Here is a 22174-nt window from a genome sequence, read left to right as displayed (position 1 = left end):
ACCCAATATCTTGCAAATTAAAATAAAGAGGTTTCACGACCTGTAATTTCTTATATAAATATCTTTCTTATTGTGATATAAACTTTAGTCGTAAATTGTCGCCTCGATTGTAATAAGTATGAAAATGACAATTAAAACGGTTTTTCATTTTGGATTGTTGATGTGTTTGCCATTTTTGCTTCAGGCGCAACAACCGTCATCAAAAGTTTCCAACAGAAACTACCACAATCCGGTATTGAAAGGCTTGTATGCCGATCCGGATATTATTTTCTCCGCTAAAACAGGTAAGTTCTATTTGTACCCAACCAGTGATGGATTTACCAACTGGACGGGCACTTACTTCAAGGCATTTTCCTCCTCCAACCTGGTGAACTGGAAAGACGAAGGCGTGATCCTCGATCTGCCAAAAAACGTGAGCTGGGCAAAGATAAGGGCCTGGGCGCCTTGTATCATTGAACGAAAGATCAATGGTGTATATAAATACTTTTTCTATTTCTGTGGCGAGCAAAAGATTGGGGTGGCGGTAAGTGATAATCCTGCCGGGCCATTTATAGACATGGGCAAACCCTTGATCGATAAACGTCCTGAAGGAATAACCAAAGGCGGACAAACCATTGATCCGGATGTTTTCCTGGACCCGCAAACCGGTAAATATTATTTGTACTGGGGCAATGGGTATATGGCAGGCTGTGAATTGAATGATGATATGGTTTCCCTGAAAATGGAGACACTGAAAGAATTGACACCCGATAAAACCTTCAGGGAAGGGACACATGTGTTTTATAGAAACGGCCAGTATTATTTTATGTGGTCGCAAAACGATACCCGCGATCCCAACTATTGCGTGCGCTATGGAACAGCCAGCGGGCCGCTGGAAAAAATAAGCATCCCCACCAATAACCTGGTGGTGTTTAAAGATTCAACAGCCGGTATTTTTGCCACCGGTCATAACTCCACCATTCAGGTGCCGGAAAAAGATGAATGGTACCTGGTGTATCACCGGTTCAATTATCCCAATGGTATAAATATGGGCCGAGAAGCCGGTTACAACCGCGAAGTATGCATAGATAAAATGGAGTTCAATGCAGATGGCACTATTAAACAAGTTCAACCCACACATGCTGGCATAAAACCGGTAAAGCAACTGCTCCGCTGATAAGAAAAACAATAATGGTCGGTGCTAATTCAGCCTGCCTTCCTTGTTGTATTTGGCTTTATAGTCAAGTGGAGATAATCCGGTGATCTTTTTAAACACTTCCCGGAAGGCTTTGTCATCTGAATAGCCAACGTCGTTCATGACTTCAAAAACGGTCTTCCGGCCATTCTCCAGCGCCCGTTTGGCTACTTCCACTTTTACCCGCTGTAAATATTCCACTGGGGTATTGCCGGTAGCTTTTATAAAACGCCGGTCGAAGTTGCGGCGGCTAACGGCCAGTTTGGAAGCCAGTTCTTCAAATGAAATTTTCTCGCCCAGGTTTTCTTCAATAAAATCCTGCGCTTCGCAAACCATTTCATCACCATGGTTCTTTTGTATCTGGAAAATAAGAAAGGGCGATTGCGACGATCGTTCAATATCTATCTGAAATATTTTTGAACAGTAAATAGCTGTTTGCCGGTTAAAGTATTTTTCAACAATGAATAAGCAAAGGTTCAAAAAAGAGAATGCGCCTCCATTGGTGTAAATACCCGGTTCGGTGGCGATGAGTTTATCGAGGTGTAAATTGATGTTGGGGAACAGGCGTTTGAAATCGGTAGCCACATTCCAGTGGGTGGAGCAGGTTTTCCCTTCCAGTAAACCGGTGGCGGCCAGCAGAAAGGCGCCCGAACAAATACTGGCAATTTCAGCCCCGTTTTTATATTGGTCTTTTATCCAGTCAACCAAATCCTGGTTCTGTTGTATCATGAAGTCAAAATCACGACAGGCCAACGACGGAATGATAACCAGGTCGGTTTTTTTTATGTGCTTTATATGTACAGGATGGATGATGAACAGGCCGGCATCGAGTTGCAATTCCTCCTCATAACCTGCTACCTGGATGGTCATTTTAGATTCGTTACCAAGCCGTTGCCAGTAATCATTGGCCCGCTTCAGAATTTCATACGTGCCGGTAATGCTGCTTAAATTAACGTCCTGGGTTGGAACAAGGATGACCACCTGTTTCATAACAAAGAATTTATACGCTAAAGATACGTCATTACTTTGTCCAAATCAACCCAGTAGAATGTCTAATTGCCACCCATGTTATCATGTATTAAGACAGTAGCTTTTCGTAAATCGGCAATCGGCAAACATGATTGCCGATTGCCGACTGCCGCTTATCGTTGTGAATGGATGGTTTGTATTGTGCCATCAGGATTATAAAACAACTGAGTCACCTTTACATTGCGTAAATGTGTTTTGCCCGAGAGTTGAATGTCATGATAGAACAAATACCATTTGCCATCTTTCTCAATAATGGAATGGTGATTCGTCCAGCCTTTTACAGGTGCTAATAATATACCTTTATAAGTAAAAGGGCCATATGGACTGTCGCCAATGGCGTATACGATGTTATGCGTATCGCCGGTTGAATATGAGAAATAATATTTGCCATGGTACTTGTGCATCCAGGATGCTTCGAAAAAGCGTTGGTCATTGTTTTTCTCTTTGTATAAATTGCCGGCACTGTCCAGTATTTTGATCTCCTTCACCGGTTCGGCAAACGACTTCATATCTGCGCTCAGTTTCGCTAAGCGGGGCAATATGGCCAGTTGATCGGGTTGACGCAATTTGCCGGCGCTGTCGTATTTGTTATTATTCCACCTTTGTAATTGTCCGCCCCAGATCCCACCAAAATACATATAGTACGAACCGTTGTCGTCTTGGAATACACAGGGATCAATGCTATAGCTGCCTTTAATGGGCTCCTTTTCGGCGGTGAACGGTCCTTCCGGCGTTTTTGAGGTAGCTACGCCAATCTGGAAAACATCCTGTTTGTTTTTTACCGGGAAGTACAGGTAGTAGGTGTTGTTGGCAAAAGCCGCATCGGGCGCCCATAGTTGACGACCGGCCCAGGGGATGTCTTTAATATGCAGGGCAACACCATGGTCGGTTACTTTGCCGCCTACCGAATCCATGGAAAGGATATGGTAATCCATCATGTTGAAATGGTCGCCATTGTCGTTTTCCGGCGTTCCGGTGGCCGTATCGTGCGAGGGATAAATGTAAATGCGGCCATTAAAAACATGTGCTGACGGATCAGCCGTGTAGATGTGCGTTACCAGGGGTTGCGACAGGTACTTGTTGTTTTCTGTAGAGATTTTCACTGTGCTGGAATCAGCAGTCGGCGCCTTGTCTGAAGCGGCATCGTTACAACTGCAGATGACGGCGATGGCAGAGGTAAGTATAAAACTGTTTCTTTTCATATGTTTATTCGTTGTGCTTGTAGTGTGGTTTAATTAGTTTTTATAATTGTTTTAGCGGGTGTGAGTCCTTTTGCGGTGGCTGTTATGGTGATGATGCCCGGCGTTCCTTTTTTTGCCCGAACGATCACCAGCGCCAGACCCTTGAATGCATTTCTTGTTTTGGAAGGAAAGGGGGCCAGGTTGGCGGCATCGCCGTTGTCAGTAGCCACTATTTCACCTGGTCCTGAAATACTGAATGCTATCAGATCACTGGCTTCCGGCGCCAGCACTCCATGTGCGTCGGTTACTTGCAGGGTAATAAACGACAGATCTGTTCCGTTTGCTTTTACCAGGCTTCTGTCTGCCTGTAATTGCAGTTTGGCGGGTGCGCCTGCTGTTTGTACCTTATCGGTTGCCCAGGGTTTACCATTCTTATATGCTACCACCCGCAATATGCCTGGTTCATACACTACACTGTCCCAGCGAAGCCGGTATTCGTATTGTCCTTTCTTTTTTCTGCCTAATGATTGGTTGTTCAAAAACAGTTCCGCTTCATTGCCGGAAGTGAATACATGTACAGGCGTGATTACACCGGTACGGCCGGGCCAGGTCCAATGGGGCAGAATGTGCGCCATGGGTAAATTGGGCCGCCAGCGGGCCTGGTACAAATAAAAACGGTCTTTCTTAAAACCAGCCAGGTCAATGATGCCGGAATAAGAACTGCGGGCCGAATAATAGGGTGTTGGTTCGCCCAGATAATCCCAGCCACTCCATACAAATTCTCCGGCTACATACGGATGTTTATCCTGCGATGAGAATACTTTATCGGGAGAAGCGCCAAAAGCGGCGGTATACAATTCATAGGCGCTTACAAATTTGTTGATGGGATCGCCACCAGTACTATCACTTACCGGCGCACTGATGCCATCGTATACCGGGAAAATATAAGTGCCGCGCGAGCTTAATGCCGACGCTGTTTCACTGCTAACGATCATTTTATTGGGGAACTTGCTGTGAAACGCCGGGTAAAGCGGTGAGGTTCTGATGCCCTTGAGATGCGCATAGGCCGGTGCATCCCGGATGCCTTCGCCCTGGTAGTTCAAACAAAGAAGGTCGAGCGCTGCGGGGAACGGCATGTCGGGTTTGGCGTAATTCATGGAAGCGGTGACCGGCCGCGTGCTGTCTTCATCGTGTACAATATCAGCTAATTTTCTCGCCACGGCAGCGCCCGTATCACCGGTGTATTGTTCCCCTACTTCATTGCCAAAACTCCAGGCAATGATGGAAGAGTGATTTTTATCGCGCCTGATGAATGAGCGGGTATCGGGTTCATACCAATCAGGAAAAATCAGGTGAAAATCATGCGGTGTTTTTTTTCTTTCCCAACTGTCGAAGATCTCATCGATCACCAGGAAGCCCATGCTGTCTGTAAGCGCCAGCAATTCAGGAGCAGGAGGGTTGTGCGATAAACGAATGGCATTACAACCCAGCTCACGCAACAATTCCAGTTGTCTTTCTGCCGCCCGGGTATTAAAGGCAGCGCCTAAAGCGCCGAGGTCGTGGTGCTGGTTAACGCCCTGGATGCGCACCGGATTTCCATTTACCAGCAATCCTTTTTCGGGATCCAAATTAAGGGTGCGGATCCCGAAACGGGTTTCATATTCATCAATAACTTTCCCATTGGCGTACACTCTGGTAACGGCCAGGTACAGGTTGGGTTTTTGTAAAGGAACGGGTCCCCACAGTAATGGTTTTTTTATTATAACCGAATTGTTTGTTTGTATTTTCCTGCCTGCAGGAATGGTATTGGTAGTACGGGGAAAGACGGCTACTTTATTTCCTGCTTTCCCGGTTTTTTCGTTAATGGTAAATACTTCTGTAGCCAGGTCATAGCGTTGGTCAGTTGTTGAATTGTTCTCCATAGTAACGGCCAGCTCAACAGTGGCTGCAGCGGCAGATACATTTTTTGTATGTATGAATGTACCCCATTGCGCTACATGCACCGGCGCCAGTTTTGTTAACCATACATTGCGGTATAAACCGCCACCGGGATACCAACGGGCGGAATTGGCGGGATTGTCGAGCCGTATCGCAAGCTGATTATCGCCTCCTGGTTTCAGATAAGGTGTCAGGTTAAGCTGGAAAGAATTATACCCATAAGGCCAGCCACCCACCAGGTTCCCATTCAGCCAAACCATGGCATACGACATGGCGCCATCTATATCCAGGTAAATGATCCTGTCTTTATCTGTAATTGGAATAGTCAGTTTGCGGCGATACCAGGCAACACCCGGACTGGGTAATCGTCCCATGCCGCCACCTACTTCAGCAGGATCACCTTTAAAGAAAGGGCCGTTAATCGCCCAGTCGTGCGGCAGGGTTACTGGCTCCCAGCCGGCATCATTAAAGTTGGCTTGTACAAAAGGGAAATCGCTGCCCGGGTTACCTTCCGGCCGCTGGTGCTGTTTGGTTGGGTCCTTAATAAACTCGTTGGCGCTGGGCAGGATCCAGTTTTTTAGCACGTTCGTTGTGGAATTTACAGTTACAGCCTCGGTGGGTTTTGAATCGGCTACCATATTGTCATTCCGGTCAGTTACTTCGGGCCGAATGTCATAGATCAGTTTATCAGGGGAGGAAGTGTATTTCATAAACTTCCAGCCATCGTTTATGGCAATGCGTTCCCTGGTAGTTGTAACCTGACTATTACTGCCTGGTAAAAAGAAAACATTTACTATAACAAATAAACAAAAACGAATACACCGGACTGTAATCAACTGCATGAAAAGAAATTTCAATTGAATATACTGAATTAAAAAGTACTAAGGAGAACTGTGTTAAATGTCTCCTTAATAGTTGCAATTAAGGCACAAGGCTCAAGGTGAGCGCTTTAGTTATAGCCCGGATTCGCCAGGTTAACTCGTCAACTGATCAACTACCATTTACATTTAATAATACCATAATGTCTTATTGGCAATAGAGTAACATAACTAAACCAATTTTGCGCTCGATTATTCCAACTAAGGCAACATGAGAATATTTGTACTGGCTACAATTTTAATTGGTATTGGTTTTATAGTAAATGGTCAACAGACCGCACCGGATCCACCTGGTGCGAAGCCGTTGAAATGAAAAAGTTCCTGATTGAAAAATTGAACATACCCGAAAATGCCATCATCATTGAGCCACATGCAAGGCATACCACTACCAATTTACGAAACTGTGTACGGCTCATTTACCGGTACGGAATGCCCTTCAACAAAGCCTGTATCACTACAACCTCAGGCGGGCAAAGCATGATGATCACAAACACGCTTGCTGCGAGATGCTTAAAGGAATTAAATGAAGTACCCTTTCAAAACGGCAAACGCCTGTCTGAAACGGAAGCTGAGTTTTATCCTGCCATTGATGCATTACACATTAATCCAACAGAACCATTAGATCCTTAATCCAGATAGAAGTAAGAAGTAGGAAATAAGAAGAAAGAAACTGCTGAAGATCATAGCCTCGCTATTGGTTTTGGGTCTGTATTTCCTACTTCGTCCCTCTTACTTCGTGCCACATCTATTTTTCTTTATTCTTAAAAACACTGTTTATGAACGTATACTCCATTGCAGCTACATGCCTGTTCCTTCTGTTCTCATCAGACCATCCTGTCAACATCAATATGCAAATTAAGCAGGCGCACACCGTTGATTCCTTGGGCGCCTGTCAGGGAGCCTCCTTTCAGCAAGGGCGCCTGTTCTTATATGGCGACCGGGAAGCAGGCATGATCAGAGAATTTAAAATGATGGGCGATTCACCGGTGTATATAAATAAAGAATGCAAGCTTACTGAGAACGGGGCCGATGTGATCAATCACCCAACCGGTATTGCCTGGAATGGCCATTCACCCACCTTTATTGGCAACAGCATCCGGCTCGATGCAGCCGGTACCAAATGGAAAGCGGTTATTTACTGTGTAAACTGGCAGGGTTTGTTAACCACCGGTACATTAGATGGCAACCTGCTTAATACTATTGAAGACGATGCCTGCATCCAGGGAACCCGGCCCGAATACGTGCAATACAAAGGCAAGTGGTATGTGGCTACAGCCGATTATGGCGATAAAGGAAATGAAGTGAGGCTATACGATCCTGCACTTTTACAACATGCAAAAAAGACCAGCGAAAAAGGCGTGCTGGTAAAAAAGTTCACCTGCACACCCTGGGTGCAAAACCTTCACTGGATACCTGCAAAAAATATCCTGGTGCTTATTCAGAACCAGGTAGAGGGTAGAAGATGGCGGTTCACCTACCTGGATTTTAATAAATCAATGGAAACGGGCGCTCAGCAGGTAATTAAAGTGGTAGACCTTGACCGTACCGATGAACTGGAAGGGTTTACATTCCTCGATAATGATTCAAAAGGGATAGCTGTTAGTTCATCGCGAAAAGACAATGTAAACAACATGCAGATCAGCTGGAAGTAAATAATTGAAGTAAAAACTACTCACAATAAAAATCAACCATGGGAAAGGTAATTCAACACAAACATTTCACTTCAGGTTACAGAAGTATTTTCCGGCACCTTTGGTGGTGGACGTGCATTCTGTGTATGGTTATGGCAACTCCGGTGTTGGCGCAAACCAGTAAAGTTACCGGTACAGTAACCGATTCAAAAGGACAGCCATTGCCTGCTGTAAGTGTGCAGGACAAAAAAACAAGCAAAACGGTAATGACCGATGAAAGCGGAAAGTTCAGTATCGATGCCGGTGCAAACAGCACACTGATATTCTCCTATACCGGTTTTACAAAACAGGAAGTTGGTGTTTTAAACCACTCAGTGATCGATGTAAAGCTGGAGGATGATGCAAAAACGATGGATGAGGTGTACGTGGGTTATCAACGACTCAGAAAGAGCGATGTGACCGGCGCCATCTCCAGTGTAAAAGCCAGTGAGCTGAACCTTTCTACACCTACTATTAGCCAGGCGTTGGTAGGTAAAGTGGCCGGCGTACAGGTGGCACAGGTATCCGGCGCTCCTTATGGCGGCGCTAAAATCAGGGTGCGTGGTATTGGATCTATCAATGCCAGCTCGGAGCCTTTATATGTAATTGACGGTTATGCGTTAGGCGCCATGGTTGGTCAGCAGGGTACCGGCACCAACAACTCCTCGCAGGGACAGGGTAACGGTGGTAATGCCACGAACGGATATAACGCAGCCGCTTCCGGTAACGATATCTTCCTGAATCCTGATGATATTGAATCGATAGAAATATTGAAAGATGCTGCTTCTGCGGCCATCTATGGTTCACGGGCATCGGGTGGGGTAGTGTTGATCACTACCAAAAGAGGGAAAACAGGCAAAGGAAAATTGACCTATGATTTTCAGCTGGGCAGTCAGTCGCTGGCCAAAAAAGTAAAGCTGTTAAATGCCGGTCAGTTCACCGATCTGTTTGTAAATGGCCGTAATGCCAACTACAAAGACATCCTGATCTCTAAAGGAGTAGCCTGGGATGATGCTTTTTATTCTGATGATAATAACACCCGTTTGGCAAAATCGGGTCAAACAGCTACCAACTGTTCTGTTTGTATCATCAAAGACCTTTATGATTTTCCTACACAAAAAATTATAGCGCCTAAGTACAATACCGACTGGCAGGATGTGCTGTATGATAATGCCCTGGTAACAAGGCACAATCTTACCTTCTCGGGCGGAAATAATGGCGTTCGTTATTTGGTAAGTGGCGGTTATCTCGATCAGCCGGGTATTTTAAACAGTACCTATCAAAAAAGAATTAACCTCAGGACCAATATCGATGCCGATGTTTCGCCCAAATTAAAATTATCTTCCAGCGTATTTATAACCAATACCGACAATCGCGAAGTGCAGGAAGGCCGTTTTAACCAGGGCCCCATCCTGGGTGCGTTGGTATATATGCCTGTTTTCCCTGCCTTTAATCCTGATGGCAGTCTGGCCATGTCGTATGCAAATGCAGGCGCTCAGTTCGATGGTTTTAGCTATGCATTTCAGGGTATTGAAAACCCATTGGCGCTGGCACAACGGGTTAAGATCACCCGTAAAGGAATACGTACTACTGCCAATACAAGTGCTACCTATGAGATCATAAAGAACCTTTCGTTTAAAGTAAACATCGGGGCGCAATCTTACAAAGAAAAATACGAATATTACTTTCCTACTAATTTAAGTAATGGTATCAATCCGCCCGGTTCATCGCAGTCAGTACTGGCTGCCAATGCGGCTGCACAGAATTTAGATATCCAGGACAGGCTGGCTGAGTATACGCTGAATTACAATAAACAATTTGGAAAACACAGTTTCAATGCATTGGCTGGTTATACAGCACAACAAACCACTACTGATGTGGTAGCTGTAGCGGCTAAGGATTTTACCAACGACTTGGTACAGGAAATTACAGCTGTTGGGTCAACGCCTGGTGATTTTTCTATACAGAGCAATACCGGTAAATCAGTCACTACGCTGGTGTCGTATCTGGGCCGGTTAGTATATAGCTATGACAGACGTTACAGCCTTACCGGTTCATTCCGTACCGACGCCTCTTCACGTTTTGGCCCGCAGAACCGCTGGGGTAAATTTGGTTCAGTATCTGCCGGCTGGGCTGTTTCCAATGAGTCTTTTTATAAAGACTGGTTAGGTGCCGGCCCTACTTTAAAATTACGGGCAAGCTGGGGTTTGACTGGTAATAATAATATCCCTAACTATAAATATGAGCAGGATGTAACCGGAGTGGGTGGGGCTGTTTTTGGTAATACGGTATACACTGGTTCATGGTCAGGTGGTATCATCGATCCTACCTTAGGTTGGGAATCTACCTCTCAATACAATTTTGGTGCAGACATCACTACGCTGAATAATCGTTTATCGATCATCGCCAATTATTATATCAGTAGATCTTACAATTTGCTGTATAGTCGTAATATTTCAGCTATTTCGGGTGGTACTAACGCTGCCATTACCAATAATGGAACTGTTTCTTCCACGCCTGTGGGTGTGCTTACCAATTTACGCAATTCAAACATCCATAACACCGGCTTTGATCTGCAGGTAGATTATAAAGCGGTTCAAACAAAAGATTTTAACCTGAGTGTGCGTGGTAATATAACAGCCAACAAAAATAAAGTAGTCAGTCTGGGCGGCGCCAGTGAAATACAGGTAGCAGGTGCTGAAAGAAGCTATATTACCAATATAACCCGGGAAGGTGATCCGGTTGGATCTTTTTATGGCGTAAAAGTAGCCGGTATGGTACGTCAGGGCGATATGGATAATGTGAATGCCGACTGGGCCGTATACAAAGCCAACGGTAACAAATTTCCTCCCGGCTATAAGTTGAAAGCATTCCCGGTTTCTACGTATTCAACCACGCCTTTAAATCCGGGTGATCTGTATTTCAAAGATTCCAATGGCGATGGATTGATCACCGATGCGGATAAAGGTATTATTGGTACACCTTATGCGAAATTCACTTATGGGTTTAACCTGAGCATGAACTACAGGTTCATTGACTTCAGCGCGTCTTTCAACGGCTCTTATGGTAACCAGATCATTGACGGACAGGACTACTATATCCGGAATATGGAAGGTTCAGGCAACCAGTATGCTGTAATTGACCAACGTTACCGCAGTGAAGCGCAGCCCGGTAATGGACATGAATACAGAAGTTCACGCGGTGGTTCACAAAGCAACAGCACCCGTTTATCTGATTACTATTTACAGGATGGTTCATTCTTCCGTTGCACCAATATCACGATCGGCGCTAACCTGGGCATGTTAGGTGTTACCAAAAAGTTGGGCCTCGCAGGCTTACGCTGGTATGCAGGGGTTGATAATGCATTTACTGTTACGAAATACCTGGGCTACAATCCTGAAGTGGATTTCAACAACGGTTCAAACCTGACACCAGGTATTGATTATGGTAAGTATCCGCTGGTTCGTTCGTTCAATACCGGGGTTATGGTAACATTCTAAAACAATAATTATAAAGATATTTATGCGTAATATATTTTCATTACTGGCAAGTGCGCTGTTGATTTTGAGTATCAGCAGTTGTGGTAAATCTTTCCTGGAAAAAACCAATCCCAATGCGGTGCGGGTAGATGTTGGTTATACTACGGAAGCTAACATTACTACCGGGTTGTATGGCGTTTATCAGGCTTTGAGAACCGCCAACTGTATTGGCGAAGGCGCACAGCTGTGGACAGATGACCGGGCAGATGATGTGAATACTACCGATAACCAATCGAACAATGGCGAGCCCTTTCAGTTCTCCGCTTTTTCACTGGTTCCCGGTAACTCGTATCTGTTAAGCCACTGGACGGCTTTGTATGCGCCGATCTCAAGAGCTAATGTTATACTGAACGCAATCGATACGGTTACCTTTGCTAACAATGCGACAAAAACGCAATATGTTGCCGAATTAAAATTCATCAGGGCACTGTTGTATTTTAACCTGGTGCGCGAATTTGGCGATGTGCCGTTGACAACTGAAAAATTATCAACCATTCAGCAAACAACCGCTTTAACTTTCCGGGGGAAAAAGGAAAAAGTGTATGCCCAGATAGTTGCCGACCTGAAAGATGCAGTGAGCAGCAATTTACCGGTGGTGCAATCTACAGCAAACAAAGGCCGGGTATCTTTACAGGCAGCCAATGGGTTATTAGGACAGGTATACTTAACAATGGCCACTACACTGGCAGATAACAAGATTGATAATCTGAACAATGCCAAAACCTATCTGCTGGCCTGTTACAACCAGAAAACGGTTACTAACCTGAGCGATATTCCATTTGCAGATGTATTCGATGTGACGAAGAAGTCTACTAATGCGGAAATTATTTTCCAGATCGTGTACAAACAGGGAGACGCCACATATGGTTCTTCCCTGGCAAAGAATAACCAGGCAAAGGGCGAAACGATCAATTCTATGTTTGCTTCCCAAACCGCAGGTGGCTTGTTCACAAAAGATCTGCAAAATGAGTTTGAAGCAGGAGATCTGCGCACTGCTTACTCTATTAAATTTGCACCTGCAGTAAATGGCTGGTTCATTACCAAGTTCAGAGATAACAGCGCCGGCGCTACCAAAGATGGTTATGGCGGTAACGATTGGATATTGATGCGTTATGCAGATATTATTTTGAACCTGGCAGAAGTGTATCTGTACCTGGGAGATAATGCAACGGCTGCTACCTACCTGAATATGGTGCGTGCACGTGCGCAGCGGCCGGATTATGCTACTATGATCGCAACCGACGCCACTTATAAAGCCAGATATCCAACGCTGAAACTGGCTATTTTACATGAAAGAAGGGTAGAGCTGGCTTTTGAACACCATCGCTGGCACGATTTAACCCGGTTCTTTACAGCTCAGGAACTGGTTGATTATTTCCGGGCAAAAAACCAGGCCGATTTCGATAACTCACCATTGACGAATATTACAACCAAGGATTATTATTTCCCTATTCCATTGGCTGAGCACAACCTGAACCCTGAGACAATGTATCAGAATGATGGGTATACTCAATAGACATTAAGAAAAAGGCAATAAGCAAAACAATGCCGGCAACCTGGTTGCCGGCATTGTTATTACAGGACTTTTGTCCAAAATCCCCTTCGTTAAAGTCCAGATAGCACCCGGACAGGGAAATAGTTAGACAATACATTTGTTGTATAAAAAATTACCACAATGACAACTTCAAACTATACTACTACTTTTCTGGTAGATCAAACACCCGCTGAGGCTTTCGATGCTATTAATGATGTTCGCAGCTGGTGGACGGAAAACCTGGATGGCCAGTCGAAAAAGCTGAAAGATGAATTTACCGTGTATTTTGGGGATGTGCATGTGTCGACACAAAAGCTGGTGGAGTTAATACCCAATAAAAAAGTAGTGTGGCTGGTGACTGACAGCAACCTTAATTTCATCAGCGACAAAAGCGAATGGACAAACACTCAGATTAGTTTTGAGGTAACAAAAGTCGATGATAAAACCCAGGTGCGGTTTACGCATCTTGGTTTGGCCCCGGAAGTGGAATGTTTCGATGCCTGTTCCAATGCCTGGAGTGAGTATATCCATGAGAGTTTGTTCAGGTTGATCACTACAGGTAAAGGCAGACCGACGCCTGCTGAAGGCAAAACGCTTAAGGCTTAAGGCTGAATGCCTCTGGTAATAGGTAGTAAATTTTCGCAATAAAAAAACTCACGCAAATGCCAACTTTGCGTGAGTTTTGAATTATAGGACTTTCACGTTTGCCGTTTCACGTTTCACGTTTCCCGACTACTTCCAGCCCCCTCCTAAATTCCTGTAAATATTTACAACAGCGTTCAGCTGATCTTTTTTGGTTTCTACGAGTTCTAACCTCGCTTCCAATGCATCCCGTTGCGTCATCAGTACTTCCAGGTAATCGGCGCGGGCATTTTTGAACAGGTCGTTCGAAATACTGATCGATGTGGTCAAAGCATCAACCTGTTTTGATTTCAGGTCGTAGCTTTTTTCCAGGTTGTTGATGTTCGATACCTGGTTCGACACTTCCATATACGCATTCACAATGCTTCGCTGATAATTATACAGGGCCTGCAGCTGCTTTGCGTTGGCACTGTTAAACTCAGCCCTGATCGCATTCCGGTTTACCAATGGTCCCATCATTTCGCCTGCGAGGTTGTACAGGATCGACTCGGGTAAGCGGAACAGATAGGCAGGACTGAATGAATTTAACCCTACTGCGGCTGAAAGACCCAGTGAAGGGAAAAATTCAGCGCGGGCGATCTTTACATCCAGTTTTGCTGCTGCCAGGTCCAGTTCTGCCTGTTTAATATCCGGGCGATTGATCAGCAATTGTGAAGGAATACCTGAGTTCACTACGGCAGGCACCAGGTTTACCATATTACTGGTATCTCTTGCGATCGGTTGCGGGAACCGGCCTAACAAAAAGTTGATCCGGTTTTCGGTCACTTGTATGTTTTGCAAAAGATCATACTCCAGGCTTTGCGTTTTCAACACTTCCGCTTCAAATTTCCGCACGGCCAGCTCTGTTACGCGGGCTGCTTCTTTTTGAACCTTTACTATCTCCAACGCATCTTTTTGCAGGGCGATGTTCTGTCGAACGATCGTCAACTGGTTATCAAACGCCAGTAATTCGTAATAAGAATTGGCTATTTCGGCAACCAGGTTGGTCACTACAAAGTTCCGGCCTTCTACCGATGATAAATACCTGGTAACAGCTGCTTTTTTCGAATTATGCAATTTATGCCAGATGTCTACTTCCCAGTTGGCAAAGGCGGCTACCGCAAAGTCGGTTAACGGATCGGGCATTTCCTTTCCGGGCTTGATCTCTGTGGTGGCATCACCCGCGCCTTGGCTGGTGTACCGGCCCACTTTCTCAACGCCGACTCCGCCTTTTATACCCACTTGTGGCAGTAATGGCTGCTGTCTGAATTTTATATCGTTCCTGGCTATTTCCACTTCCTGTAACGTGATCTGGAGTTCCTGGTTACGTTGCAGCGCTGAATCTATCAGGCTCACCAGGTTCTTATCGGTAAAGAACGACCGGTAGGGAAGCGCTGCGATATTGGTGGTGTCTTGTTTGTCGTTGTAGGATACGGGTACCGACTTGTTTTCGTGGACTTCCACAACGGCGGGTACTTTACAACCTGCTATAGCCAAACATAGGTATGCCAGACTTACGGATCGCTGAATGCTGAATTTAAACATTATGATCGATTTCTTCAGTTAACGGATTTTCATCTTCATCTCTAACCAGTCTGCGCTTTTCGGCTATTCTGCCAAATATGTAATATAAACCAGGAATGATCATTACCCCGAAAATAGTACCAAATAACATACCGCCGGCAGCGGCTGTACCAATGGTTCTGTTACCAATTTTACCGGGACCGTTGGCAAACACCAGCGGGATCAAACCGGCAATAAAGGCGAATGAGGTCATCAGGATTGGCCGGAACCGCACCCTGGCGCCTTCCATCGCTGCTTTAAGTACGGTAGCGCCTGCCCGGTGCCGTTGTACCGCAAACTCCACGATCAACACGGCGTTCTTACCCAACAAACCAATCAACATTACCATTGCCACCTGGGCATAGATGTTATTTTCCAGGCCCATTAAATACAGCAACAGGAACGCGCCGAAGATCCCGGTAGGTAAGGAGAGGATCACCGCCAATGGCAGGATGAAGCTTTCATATTGTGCTGACAGGATCAGGTATACGAAGCCCAAACAGATCAGGAAAATGTAAATAGCGCCATTACCCTGGGCTACCTCGTCTTTGGAGATACCCGCCCAGTCGATACCAAAACCTCTGGGCAGTGATTTGGCCGCTACTTCATTTATGGCCTGGATGGCCGTACCACTACTATAACCAGGCGCGGCTGAACCACTGATCTCAGACGCAGTATACAGGTTGTGCCGGGTAATTTCCGACAAACCATACACCTTTTCCATTTTCATAAAGGCCGAGTAGGGCACCATTTCATCGCGGCTATTCTTAACGTATAGTTTCAGGATATCTTCCGGCAATGCCCGGTATCCGGGAGCTGCCTGAACGATCACCTTATACATCCGGCTGAACTTGATAAAGCTGATCTCATAATTACTACCAATAAGGGTAGAGAGCGAGTTCATCGCATTATCGATCGATACGCCTTTTTGCTGGGCAATGTCATTGTCAACACTCAACATATATTGCGGGAAGCTGGCGCTGTAGAAACTGAATACGGAAGTAAGCTCCTTGCGTTTTCTCAGCTCTTTTACAAAATCGTTACTTACTTCTTCCATTCTTTTATAGGAGCTCAAACCGGCTTTATCGAGCAGGCGGCACTCAAAACCACCCGCTGCACCATAACCCGGTACTGCCGGCGGCTGGAAGAATTCTATATTCGCGCCCGAGATGTCTTTTGATTTTTCTTCTAACTCATCGATGATCTGCTGGGCCGATTTTTTACGTTCGTCCCAGGTTTTCAGGTTGATCAAACAGGTACCTGAGTTGGAACCGGTACCTTCCGACAGGATCTCATAACCCGCCAATGAAGAAACGGACGCAACACCTTCAACCCCTTCTGCAATCTTCTGCAGCCTGGTGGCAATTTCGTTGGTTCTTTCCAGCGAAGATCCCGGCGGTGTTTGAATGATAGCATAAAACATACCCTGGTCTTCGTTCGGGATAAAACCCGAAGGAACCTTTCCATTCAGGAACCAGGTGCCCACGCAGAATGCAGCCAGAATAAGGAAGGTAAGTCCCCGCCTGGTTACAATGTGACCCAGTAACTGTACATATTTTCCCTGTCCGCGGTTAAAGGTGTTATTAAAGCCTTCGAGGAATTTATCGACAGGATTTTTCTTTTTCTTAATACCATGGTTGTTCTTCAGGATCATGGCGCACAAGGCGGGCGTAAGCGTTAATGCTACCACACCCGACAGAATGATCGCTGTGGCCATGGTGATAGAGAACTGGCGGTAGAAGATACCCACCGGACCACTCATGAACGCCACGGGAATAAACACTGCGGCCATCAGGAAGGTAATGGCTATAATAGCCCCGCTGATCTCATGCATCGCTTTCTTGGTTGCCTTCAGCGGCGATAAATGCTCTTCTTCCATTTTCGCGTGCACCGCTTCAATAACCACAATGGCGTCATCCACCACCACACCGATCGCCATTACGAGGGCGAAGAGGGTGATCAGGTTCAGCGTAATGCCAAAGAATTGCATAAAGACGAATGTACCGATCAATGATACCGGTACGGCCATCGCAGGAATAAGGGTAGAGCGCCAGTCGCCCAGGAACAGGAACACCACAATACCCACGAGGATAAACGCTTCTACCAGGGTGTGGATCACCTTTTCAATAGAAGCGTCCAGGAACTTGGAAACGTCATAGCTGATCTCGTAGTGCATTCCTTTAGGGAATGTGCTGCCTTCGATCTCTTTCATTTTTTTCTTAACGTTCTCAATTACCTGGCTCGCATTACTACCATACGATTGTTTCAATACGATCGCTGCAGATGGTTTGTTATTCAGGTTTGAATAGATGTCATACATCGAACTACCAAACTCAATATCCGCTACATCCTTCAACCGGAGGAGCTCTCCAGCAGGCGTAGATTTCAAAATAACATTCTCGTATTGTTCTTTAGTGGTGAAACGGCCGGAATATTTTAATACGTATTCAAACGATTGTGATCTTTGACCAGAGCTTTCACCGGTTTTACCGGGCGATGCTTCCAGACTTTGCGAGCTCAGGGCTGCCATCACTTCATCGGCAGAGATCTTATACGCCAGCATGCGATCGGGTTTCAGCCAGATACGCATGGCGTATTCGCGGTTACCCAGGATGTCGGCATAGCCCACACCATCCACGCGCTTCAGTTCCGACAACACGTTAATATCTGCAAAGTTGAACAGGAATTTCTGGTCGGTATTGGCATCTTCACTGTACAGGTTAATGTACATCAACATGTTCGATTCTTCACGGGTGATCTTTACCCCTTCGCGTACAACCAGTGGCGGTAGTTTGTTCACCACGGAAGCCACACGGTTTTGTACGTTCAAAGAAGCCACGTTGGGGTCGGTACCCAGGTTAAACACCACCTGAATGGATGCTTCACCGTCGTTACCCGCATCAGAGGCCATATATTTCATGCCGGGCACCCCGTTGATGGCGCGTTCGAGTGGAATAACCACCGATTTAATCATCAATTCGCCGTTGGCGCCGGGATAATCTGCTGTTACGTTCACCTTAGGTGGTGAAATGGATGGGAACTGTGTAACCGGTAAGCCGAATATGGCCAGTACGCCCAAAAACACAATGATGAGCGAGATCACTATCGACAGTACCGGCCTTTGTATAAATTTATTAAACATTGACTATGCTATTAGATATTGAATGACTACTCTGCATGTACCCGCAGGTGCTTTATTACTTCTTCAGGTTTTTCGAATTCATACTGAATTTTATCATCGTCTTTTACCTTCTGCACACCTTCGAGCAGGATCTTTTCCTCGTCGTTAAGGCCGGTAGCTACTACAAACAGATCAGGTAATTCACCAGTGATGGTGATGAGTCTTGATTTTACCACATTGTTCTTGTCAATTACAAATACATATCTTTTGTCCTGTATTTCGTAAGTGGCCTTTTGTGGTATCACCATAGCGTTCTTTTGCGGAACAGTCATCAATATTTTACCTGTTTCGCCATGTTTCAACAGCTTGTCAGGGTTCGGGAAGCGGGCGCGGAAAGCAATGTTTCCGGTTTCATTATCGAATTCGCTTTCGATAGTTTCTACTTCACCGGTATATTTCAGGGGTTTGTTGTTTGCTAAAAGCAGGTTTACTTTTCCCTTTACGCCACCTTTTGTGTTGGCTTTGTATTCCAGGTATTCGGGTTCAGATACATTGAAATAAGCAAACATCTGGTTGTTGTCTGAAAGGCTGGTGAGCAATTCGCCTTCATCGATAAGGCTTCCCAGTTTTTTGGGCAAGCGGTCGATGGTGCCATCGAAGGGCGCTCTGATCTCCGTGAATTGCAAATGGAGTTTTGCCAATGCCATTTCAGCCTTTGCCTGATCAAGCTTTGCCTGGGCTAACGCCTGTTCGTTTTTGGATACAATGTTTTTGTCCGCAAGGGTAGTGGAATTCGCAAGTTCAATTTCTGCGGATTTGGTTTCTGCCTGTGCCTTCAATACTTCTGCTTCATAAAATTTGGGCATGATACGAAATAACAACTGACCGGTTTTTACAAACTGACCTTCATCCACATAAATATTTTGCAGAAATCCCTTTTCCTGGGCTCTGATCTCGATGTTCCGAACAGACTTGATCTGCGAAACATACTCCTTGGTAAAAGAAGTATCAATTCTTATAGGGCTGGTAACTTTATATTTACCAGGCTCCTCTTTTTCTTCCTTGGTAGACTTACAGCTTGTGTTGCACAATAACGCAACCAGGCCTGAGAACAAAACAACTCTCTTCATGACAATAAATGGGTGTTATGCGATTGACGCTTTTTTAAAGCAGGGTTTAACGTTGGGGATGCTATAGAATTATCAGTCGCGCCCAGGGTAAGATCTAACTTGTAAAGCAGGAGGTATGTACTAAAGAACAAACGTCAGCAAAAAAATCATGATCGGTCCCAGGGTTTCTGATAATATTCATCAGATCCTTAAAACACGTTGGGTAATATATTTAAACGCAAATAGACTGTAATATGTTTTCGAGGATCTGAAACGGCTAAAGAGATAGGTTAAAACAAAAGAAGCGCCGAGGGTATATAAACCCCTGGCCAGTAATTTATATTTTCGTGCGGCAGCGTCGTTGGAGTCTTCATCTTCTATATCGGAGAAAAAGTTGTCGCCCGGTTTACCAGGGTTGATGGCCTTAACGACAGACACTCCTTGTTTATTGTCTGTAAACTTCACATTACTTTTTACCAGGCGCAGTGAAGCGTAATTAAAGCCAGATATACCTGTATACAGGTAGTTATATCCCCCCAGGAGGATATAGAACACGCATACAATAATTATGGCTATTCTCATCAGGCCTCAAAACTAATAAGTAGTTGGGGGGTTAAAAACTTATTAGAGGCCCTTAACAAGTCATTTGCAAAAATATCATTGATGCATAATGAGAATTATATTTCCAGCGTTTGTTAATGAGAAATATGTTATTATGAAGTTAAACGCCATGTTATTTTGATGTTAAGCACAATAAATATTGTGAATTAATTACCGGCTGGCGCAGCAGGTTTGCCAAGCACATCATCATTATTAACGCCTTTCTTTTTTGATACGCTTTCTGCCAATTTGCCAAAATTCCATGTCAAAGCCAGCACACCGCCTCGTCTAATAACCGTTGTAGTATTGGTATTATAAAAATTCTGGTCCTTGGTTACGTTTTTAAAGGCCCTGTTCTTCTCATAATAATTTACTCCTCTTAGTGAAATAAGGAATTTGTCTTTAAACATTTTATAGTTCAATGCCACATTGTGCCAGGTATTGAACGGGTAGGTGGTTTGTATGGTGCGCGGTTCCTGCCATAAACCCAGGTAAGTACTTGCTGAGAATTTTTCGGTGAATTTATAACTCGTATTCAGGTTGAAGTTACAGCCGAAGCCGCTGTTCGATTGGGTGGCATCGGCATTATTGGTGACCTTACTATAGCGGAGCGCCCCGTTTACATACAAACTCCATTTTGGCGTGATCTTGGTAGAAAAGTTCAAACTAACACTTGTTTGGTATTCTTTGCCGATATTCAGACTGGTTGTTTTGGTAATGCCCGTTTGCGGATCAAAAAAGGCATATTGCAATATCTTATTTCCGCTGTAGCTGCCTTCAATATTAATACCGCTAAACGTATTGCCATTGCCATACCGCAGCTGACCGCTCAGGGCATGCATGGTTTGCGGGCCCAGGTCGGGATTGCCGGTTGTAATGTTCAATGAATCGTTATTAACAACAAAGGGATTCAGGTCCCAGATATAGGGGCGTTGCAATCTTTTGGTATAAGTAAATACCAGGGTGGTGGCGGTATTTAACTTGTTGGTGAATTGAATATTGGGCAACAGGGTAGTATAATTGGTCTTTACCAATTTCTTGGAAGCGACAAAATCGCCATTTACTATGGTGTGCTCAACCCGTGCCCCAAAGCGAAAGGTTGATCTTTTCAGTTTTACATTATACATACTGTAAATGCTGAGCACATCCTGGCTGTATTTAAAATAATCTGTATTGGCGACATTTATTTTATAATTGTCTGTTTCACCGTATTTTATCTGACTTTGAAAATCGGAGCTGGCCCGGCGTAAAATGGCTTTGGCGCCGCCTTCGAACCTGGTTGTTTTATTTATTGGGATAATATTATCCATCTGAAGCGTATACTGGTTGTTGATGGCATAACTATTATTAATAAGGTAGCGGTCGGTACCAGGGTTATCCTGCACACTGTTTAGTTTATTGTCGTTTTTGCCGAACTCGCCTAAAAAGCGAAAACTGAGTTCCCGTTCTTTATTGTTTTTGTAATGTTTGATATAATCGCTGCCCACACTTATCCCGGGATTATTGGTTTTATTATTCTGGTTGAAATAGCTTACGGTTGAAGGATCGTTTAAAAAATCAGTAGTGATGGTTTGGTTGGTTACCTGTTTGTTTGACCAGCTATCGATATTCGTATACAAACTGATGGTGTTCAGGCTATCTGCTTCAAAACTCAGTTCAGCATTGCCAAAGCTCCAGGTTTCACTGTTGTACCGGCCACCGTCGAGTGTTCTTTTGGCGTAAGCTGTTTGGGAGGTTGGCGTAGTGATATTGGTGTTGTGTTGCAAAACAGGATCTGCAAAACCTTTGTTCAGGAAAACACTGAGCCCGAATTTGCCAACCTTGGCATTACCATTGACAGAAAAATTATTCACCTTATCGCTGGTTCTTGAAAAGGAAGAAAGGGTGCCATTGTAGCCTACTACTTTTTTCTTTGTGATGATGTTGATGAGCCCGCCAATTCCCTCGCCATCGTATTTGGCGGAAGGCGTGGTGATCACTTCAATTTTTGAAATGAGTGCACCGGGAAATCCCCGCAAGGCCTCTTTCACATTCCGGGCGAACATAGATGTTTCGCGCCCATTGAGCAACACCTTGAAGTTTGATTTGCCGTTGATCTTTATATTATCCTCCCCATCGACAGTTATAAACGGGGTTTTGCGCAGAATATCGAGCGCCGTCTCTGTTTTATTGGCCGGATCATCCTCTACATTGAGCACGGTTTTCTCATCCGACTGT

General features: G+C 44.9%; 14 protein-coding genes. 6 read left to right on the top strand and 8 right to left on the bottom strand.

The features are described 5' to 3' along the window. Window positions 1-118 precede the first annotated feature (118 nt). The gene (locus tag ACJ751_RS19460) at window positions 119-1156 is read left to right on the top strand and encodes a family 43 glycosylhydrolase (RefSeq protein WP_407747187.1); all 1038 of its coding nucleotides are present in this window, start codon (window positions 119-121) and stop codon (window positions 1154-1156) included. A 24-nt stretch (window positions 1157-1180) separates the two neighbouring features. Here ACJ751_RS19460 and ACJ751_RS19455 read toward each other — a convergent pair whose 3' ends face one another. The 3 genes from ACJ751_RS19455 to galB form a co-directional block, all read right to left on the bottom strand. Then, on the bottom strand, window positions 1181-2164 hold the full coding sequence (locus ACJ751_RS19455) for a GlxA family transcriptional regulator (protein WP_407747186.1): 984 nt from the start codon (window positions 2162-2164) through the stop codon (window positions 1181-1183). Window positions 2165-2316: 152 nt separating this feature from the next. Beyond that, window positions 2317-3405, bottom strand: coding sequence for a glycoside hydrolase family 43 protein (locus tag ACJ751_RS19450; protein ID WP_407747185.1), 1089 nt, complete (start codon window positions 3403-3405; stop codon window positions 2317-2319). 29 nt (window positions 3406-3434) lie between these two features. After that, a complete protein-coding gene (galB, locus tag ACJ751_RS19445) occupies window positions 3435-6164 on the bottom strand; it encodes a beta-galactosidase GalB (RefSeq protein ID WP_407747184.1) in 2730 nt (909 codons plus the stop codon). 255 nt (window positions 6165-6419) lie between these two features. Here galB and ACJ751_RS19440 point away from each other — a divergent pair, with 255 nt between their 5' ends. From ACJ751_RS19440 to ACJ751_RS19420, 5 genes are all read left to right on the top strand, one after another. Further along, window positions 6420-6830 carry an ElyC/SanA/YdcF family protein gene (locus ACJ751_RS19440; RefSeq protein WP_407747198.1) on the top strand — a complete coding sequence of 137 codons (411 nt, stop codon included), beginning with the start codon at window positions 6420-6422 and terminating at the stop codon, window positions 6828-6830. 146 nt (window positions 6831-6976) lie between these two features. Beyond that, complete coding sequence (locus ACJ751_RS19435) at window positions 6977-7852, top strand: hypothetical protein (RefSeq protein WP_407747183.1); 876 nt, start codon at window positions 6977-6979, stop codon at window positions 7850-7852. Window positions 7853-7890: 38 nt separating this feature from the next. After that, window positions 7891-11370 carry a SusC/RagA family TonB-linked outer membrane protein gene (locus tag ACJ751_RS19430; RefSeq protein WP_407747182.1) on the top strand — a complete coding sequence of 1160 codons (3480 nt, stop codon included), beginning with the start codon at window positions 7891-7893 and terminating at the stop codon, window positions 11368-11370. 22 nt (window positions 11371-11392) lie between these two features. Then, the gene (locus tag ACJ751_RS19425; protein WP_407747181.1) at window positions 11393-12925 is read left to right on the top strand and encodes a RagB/SusD family nutrient uptake outer membrane protein; all 1533 of its coding nucleotides are present in this window, start codon (window positions 11393-11395) and stop codon (window positions 12923-12925) included. A gap of 159 nt (window positions 12926-13084) precedes the next feature. Then, window positions 13085-13549, top strand: a complete 465-nt coding sequence (locus ACJ751_RS19420; RefSeq protein WP_407747180.1) for an SRPBCC domain-containing protein — start codon at window positions 13085-13087, stop codon at window positions 13547-13549. A gap of 126 nt (window positions 13550-13675) precedes the next feature. Here the strand turns inward: ACJ751_RS19420 and ACJ751_RS19415 are convergent, their stop codons facing one another. The 5 genes from ACJ751_RS19415 to ACJ751_RS19395 form a co-directional block, all read right to left on the bottom strand. Continuing rightward, window positions 13676-15109, bottom strand: a complete 1434-nt coding sequence (locus ACJ751_RS19415; RefSeq protein ID WP_407747179.1) for a TolC family protein — start codon at window positions 15107-15109, stop codon at window positions 13676-13678. Beyond that, a complete protein-coding gene (locus ACJ751_RS19410) occupies window positions 15102-18269 on the bottom strand; it encodes an efflux RND transporter permease subunit (RefSeq protein WP_407747178.1) in 3168 nt (1055 codons plus the stop codon). Before ACJ751_RS19410 ends, ACJ751_RS19415 begins: the two co-directional genes overlap by 8 nt. A 26-nt stretch (window positions 18270-18295) precedes the next feature. Beyond that, window positions 18296-19378 (bottom strand): efflux RND transporter periplasmic adaptor subunit, encoded by a 1083-nt coding sequence (locus tag ACJ751_RS19405; protein WP_407747177.1) that lies wholly within the window; start codon window positions 19376-19378, stop codon window positions 18296-18298. 180 nt (window positions 19379-19558) lie between these two features. Further along, the gene (locus ACJ751_RS19400; RefSeq protein ID WP_407747176.1) at window positions 19559-19939 is read right to left on the bottom strand and encodes a hypothetical protein; all 381 of its coding nucleotides are present in this window, start codon (window positions 19937-19939) and stop codon (window positions 19559-19561) included. A 185-nt stretch (window positions 19940-20124) separates the two neighbouring features. Beyond that, a partial coding sequence (locus tag ACJ751_RS19395) for an outer membrane beta-barrel protein (RefSeq protein ID WP_407747175.1) occupies window positions 20125-22174 on the bottom strand: 2050 nt, incomplete at its 5' end.

The organism is Niastella sp. (genome assembly GCF_045805085.1).
In the GTDB taxonomy this organism is placed as follows: Bacteria; Bacteroidota; Bacteroidia; order Chitinophagales; family Chitinophagaceae; genus Niastella.
This window is presented reverse-complemented; position numbering and strand designations above follow the sequence as displayed.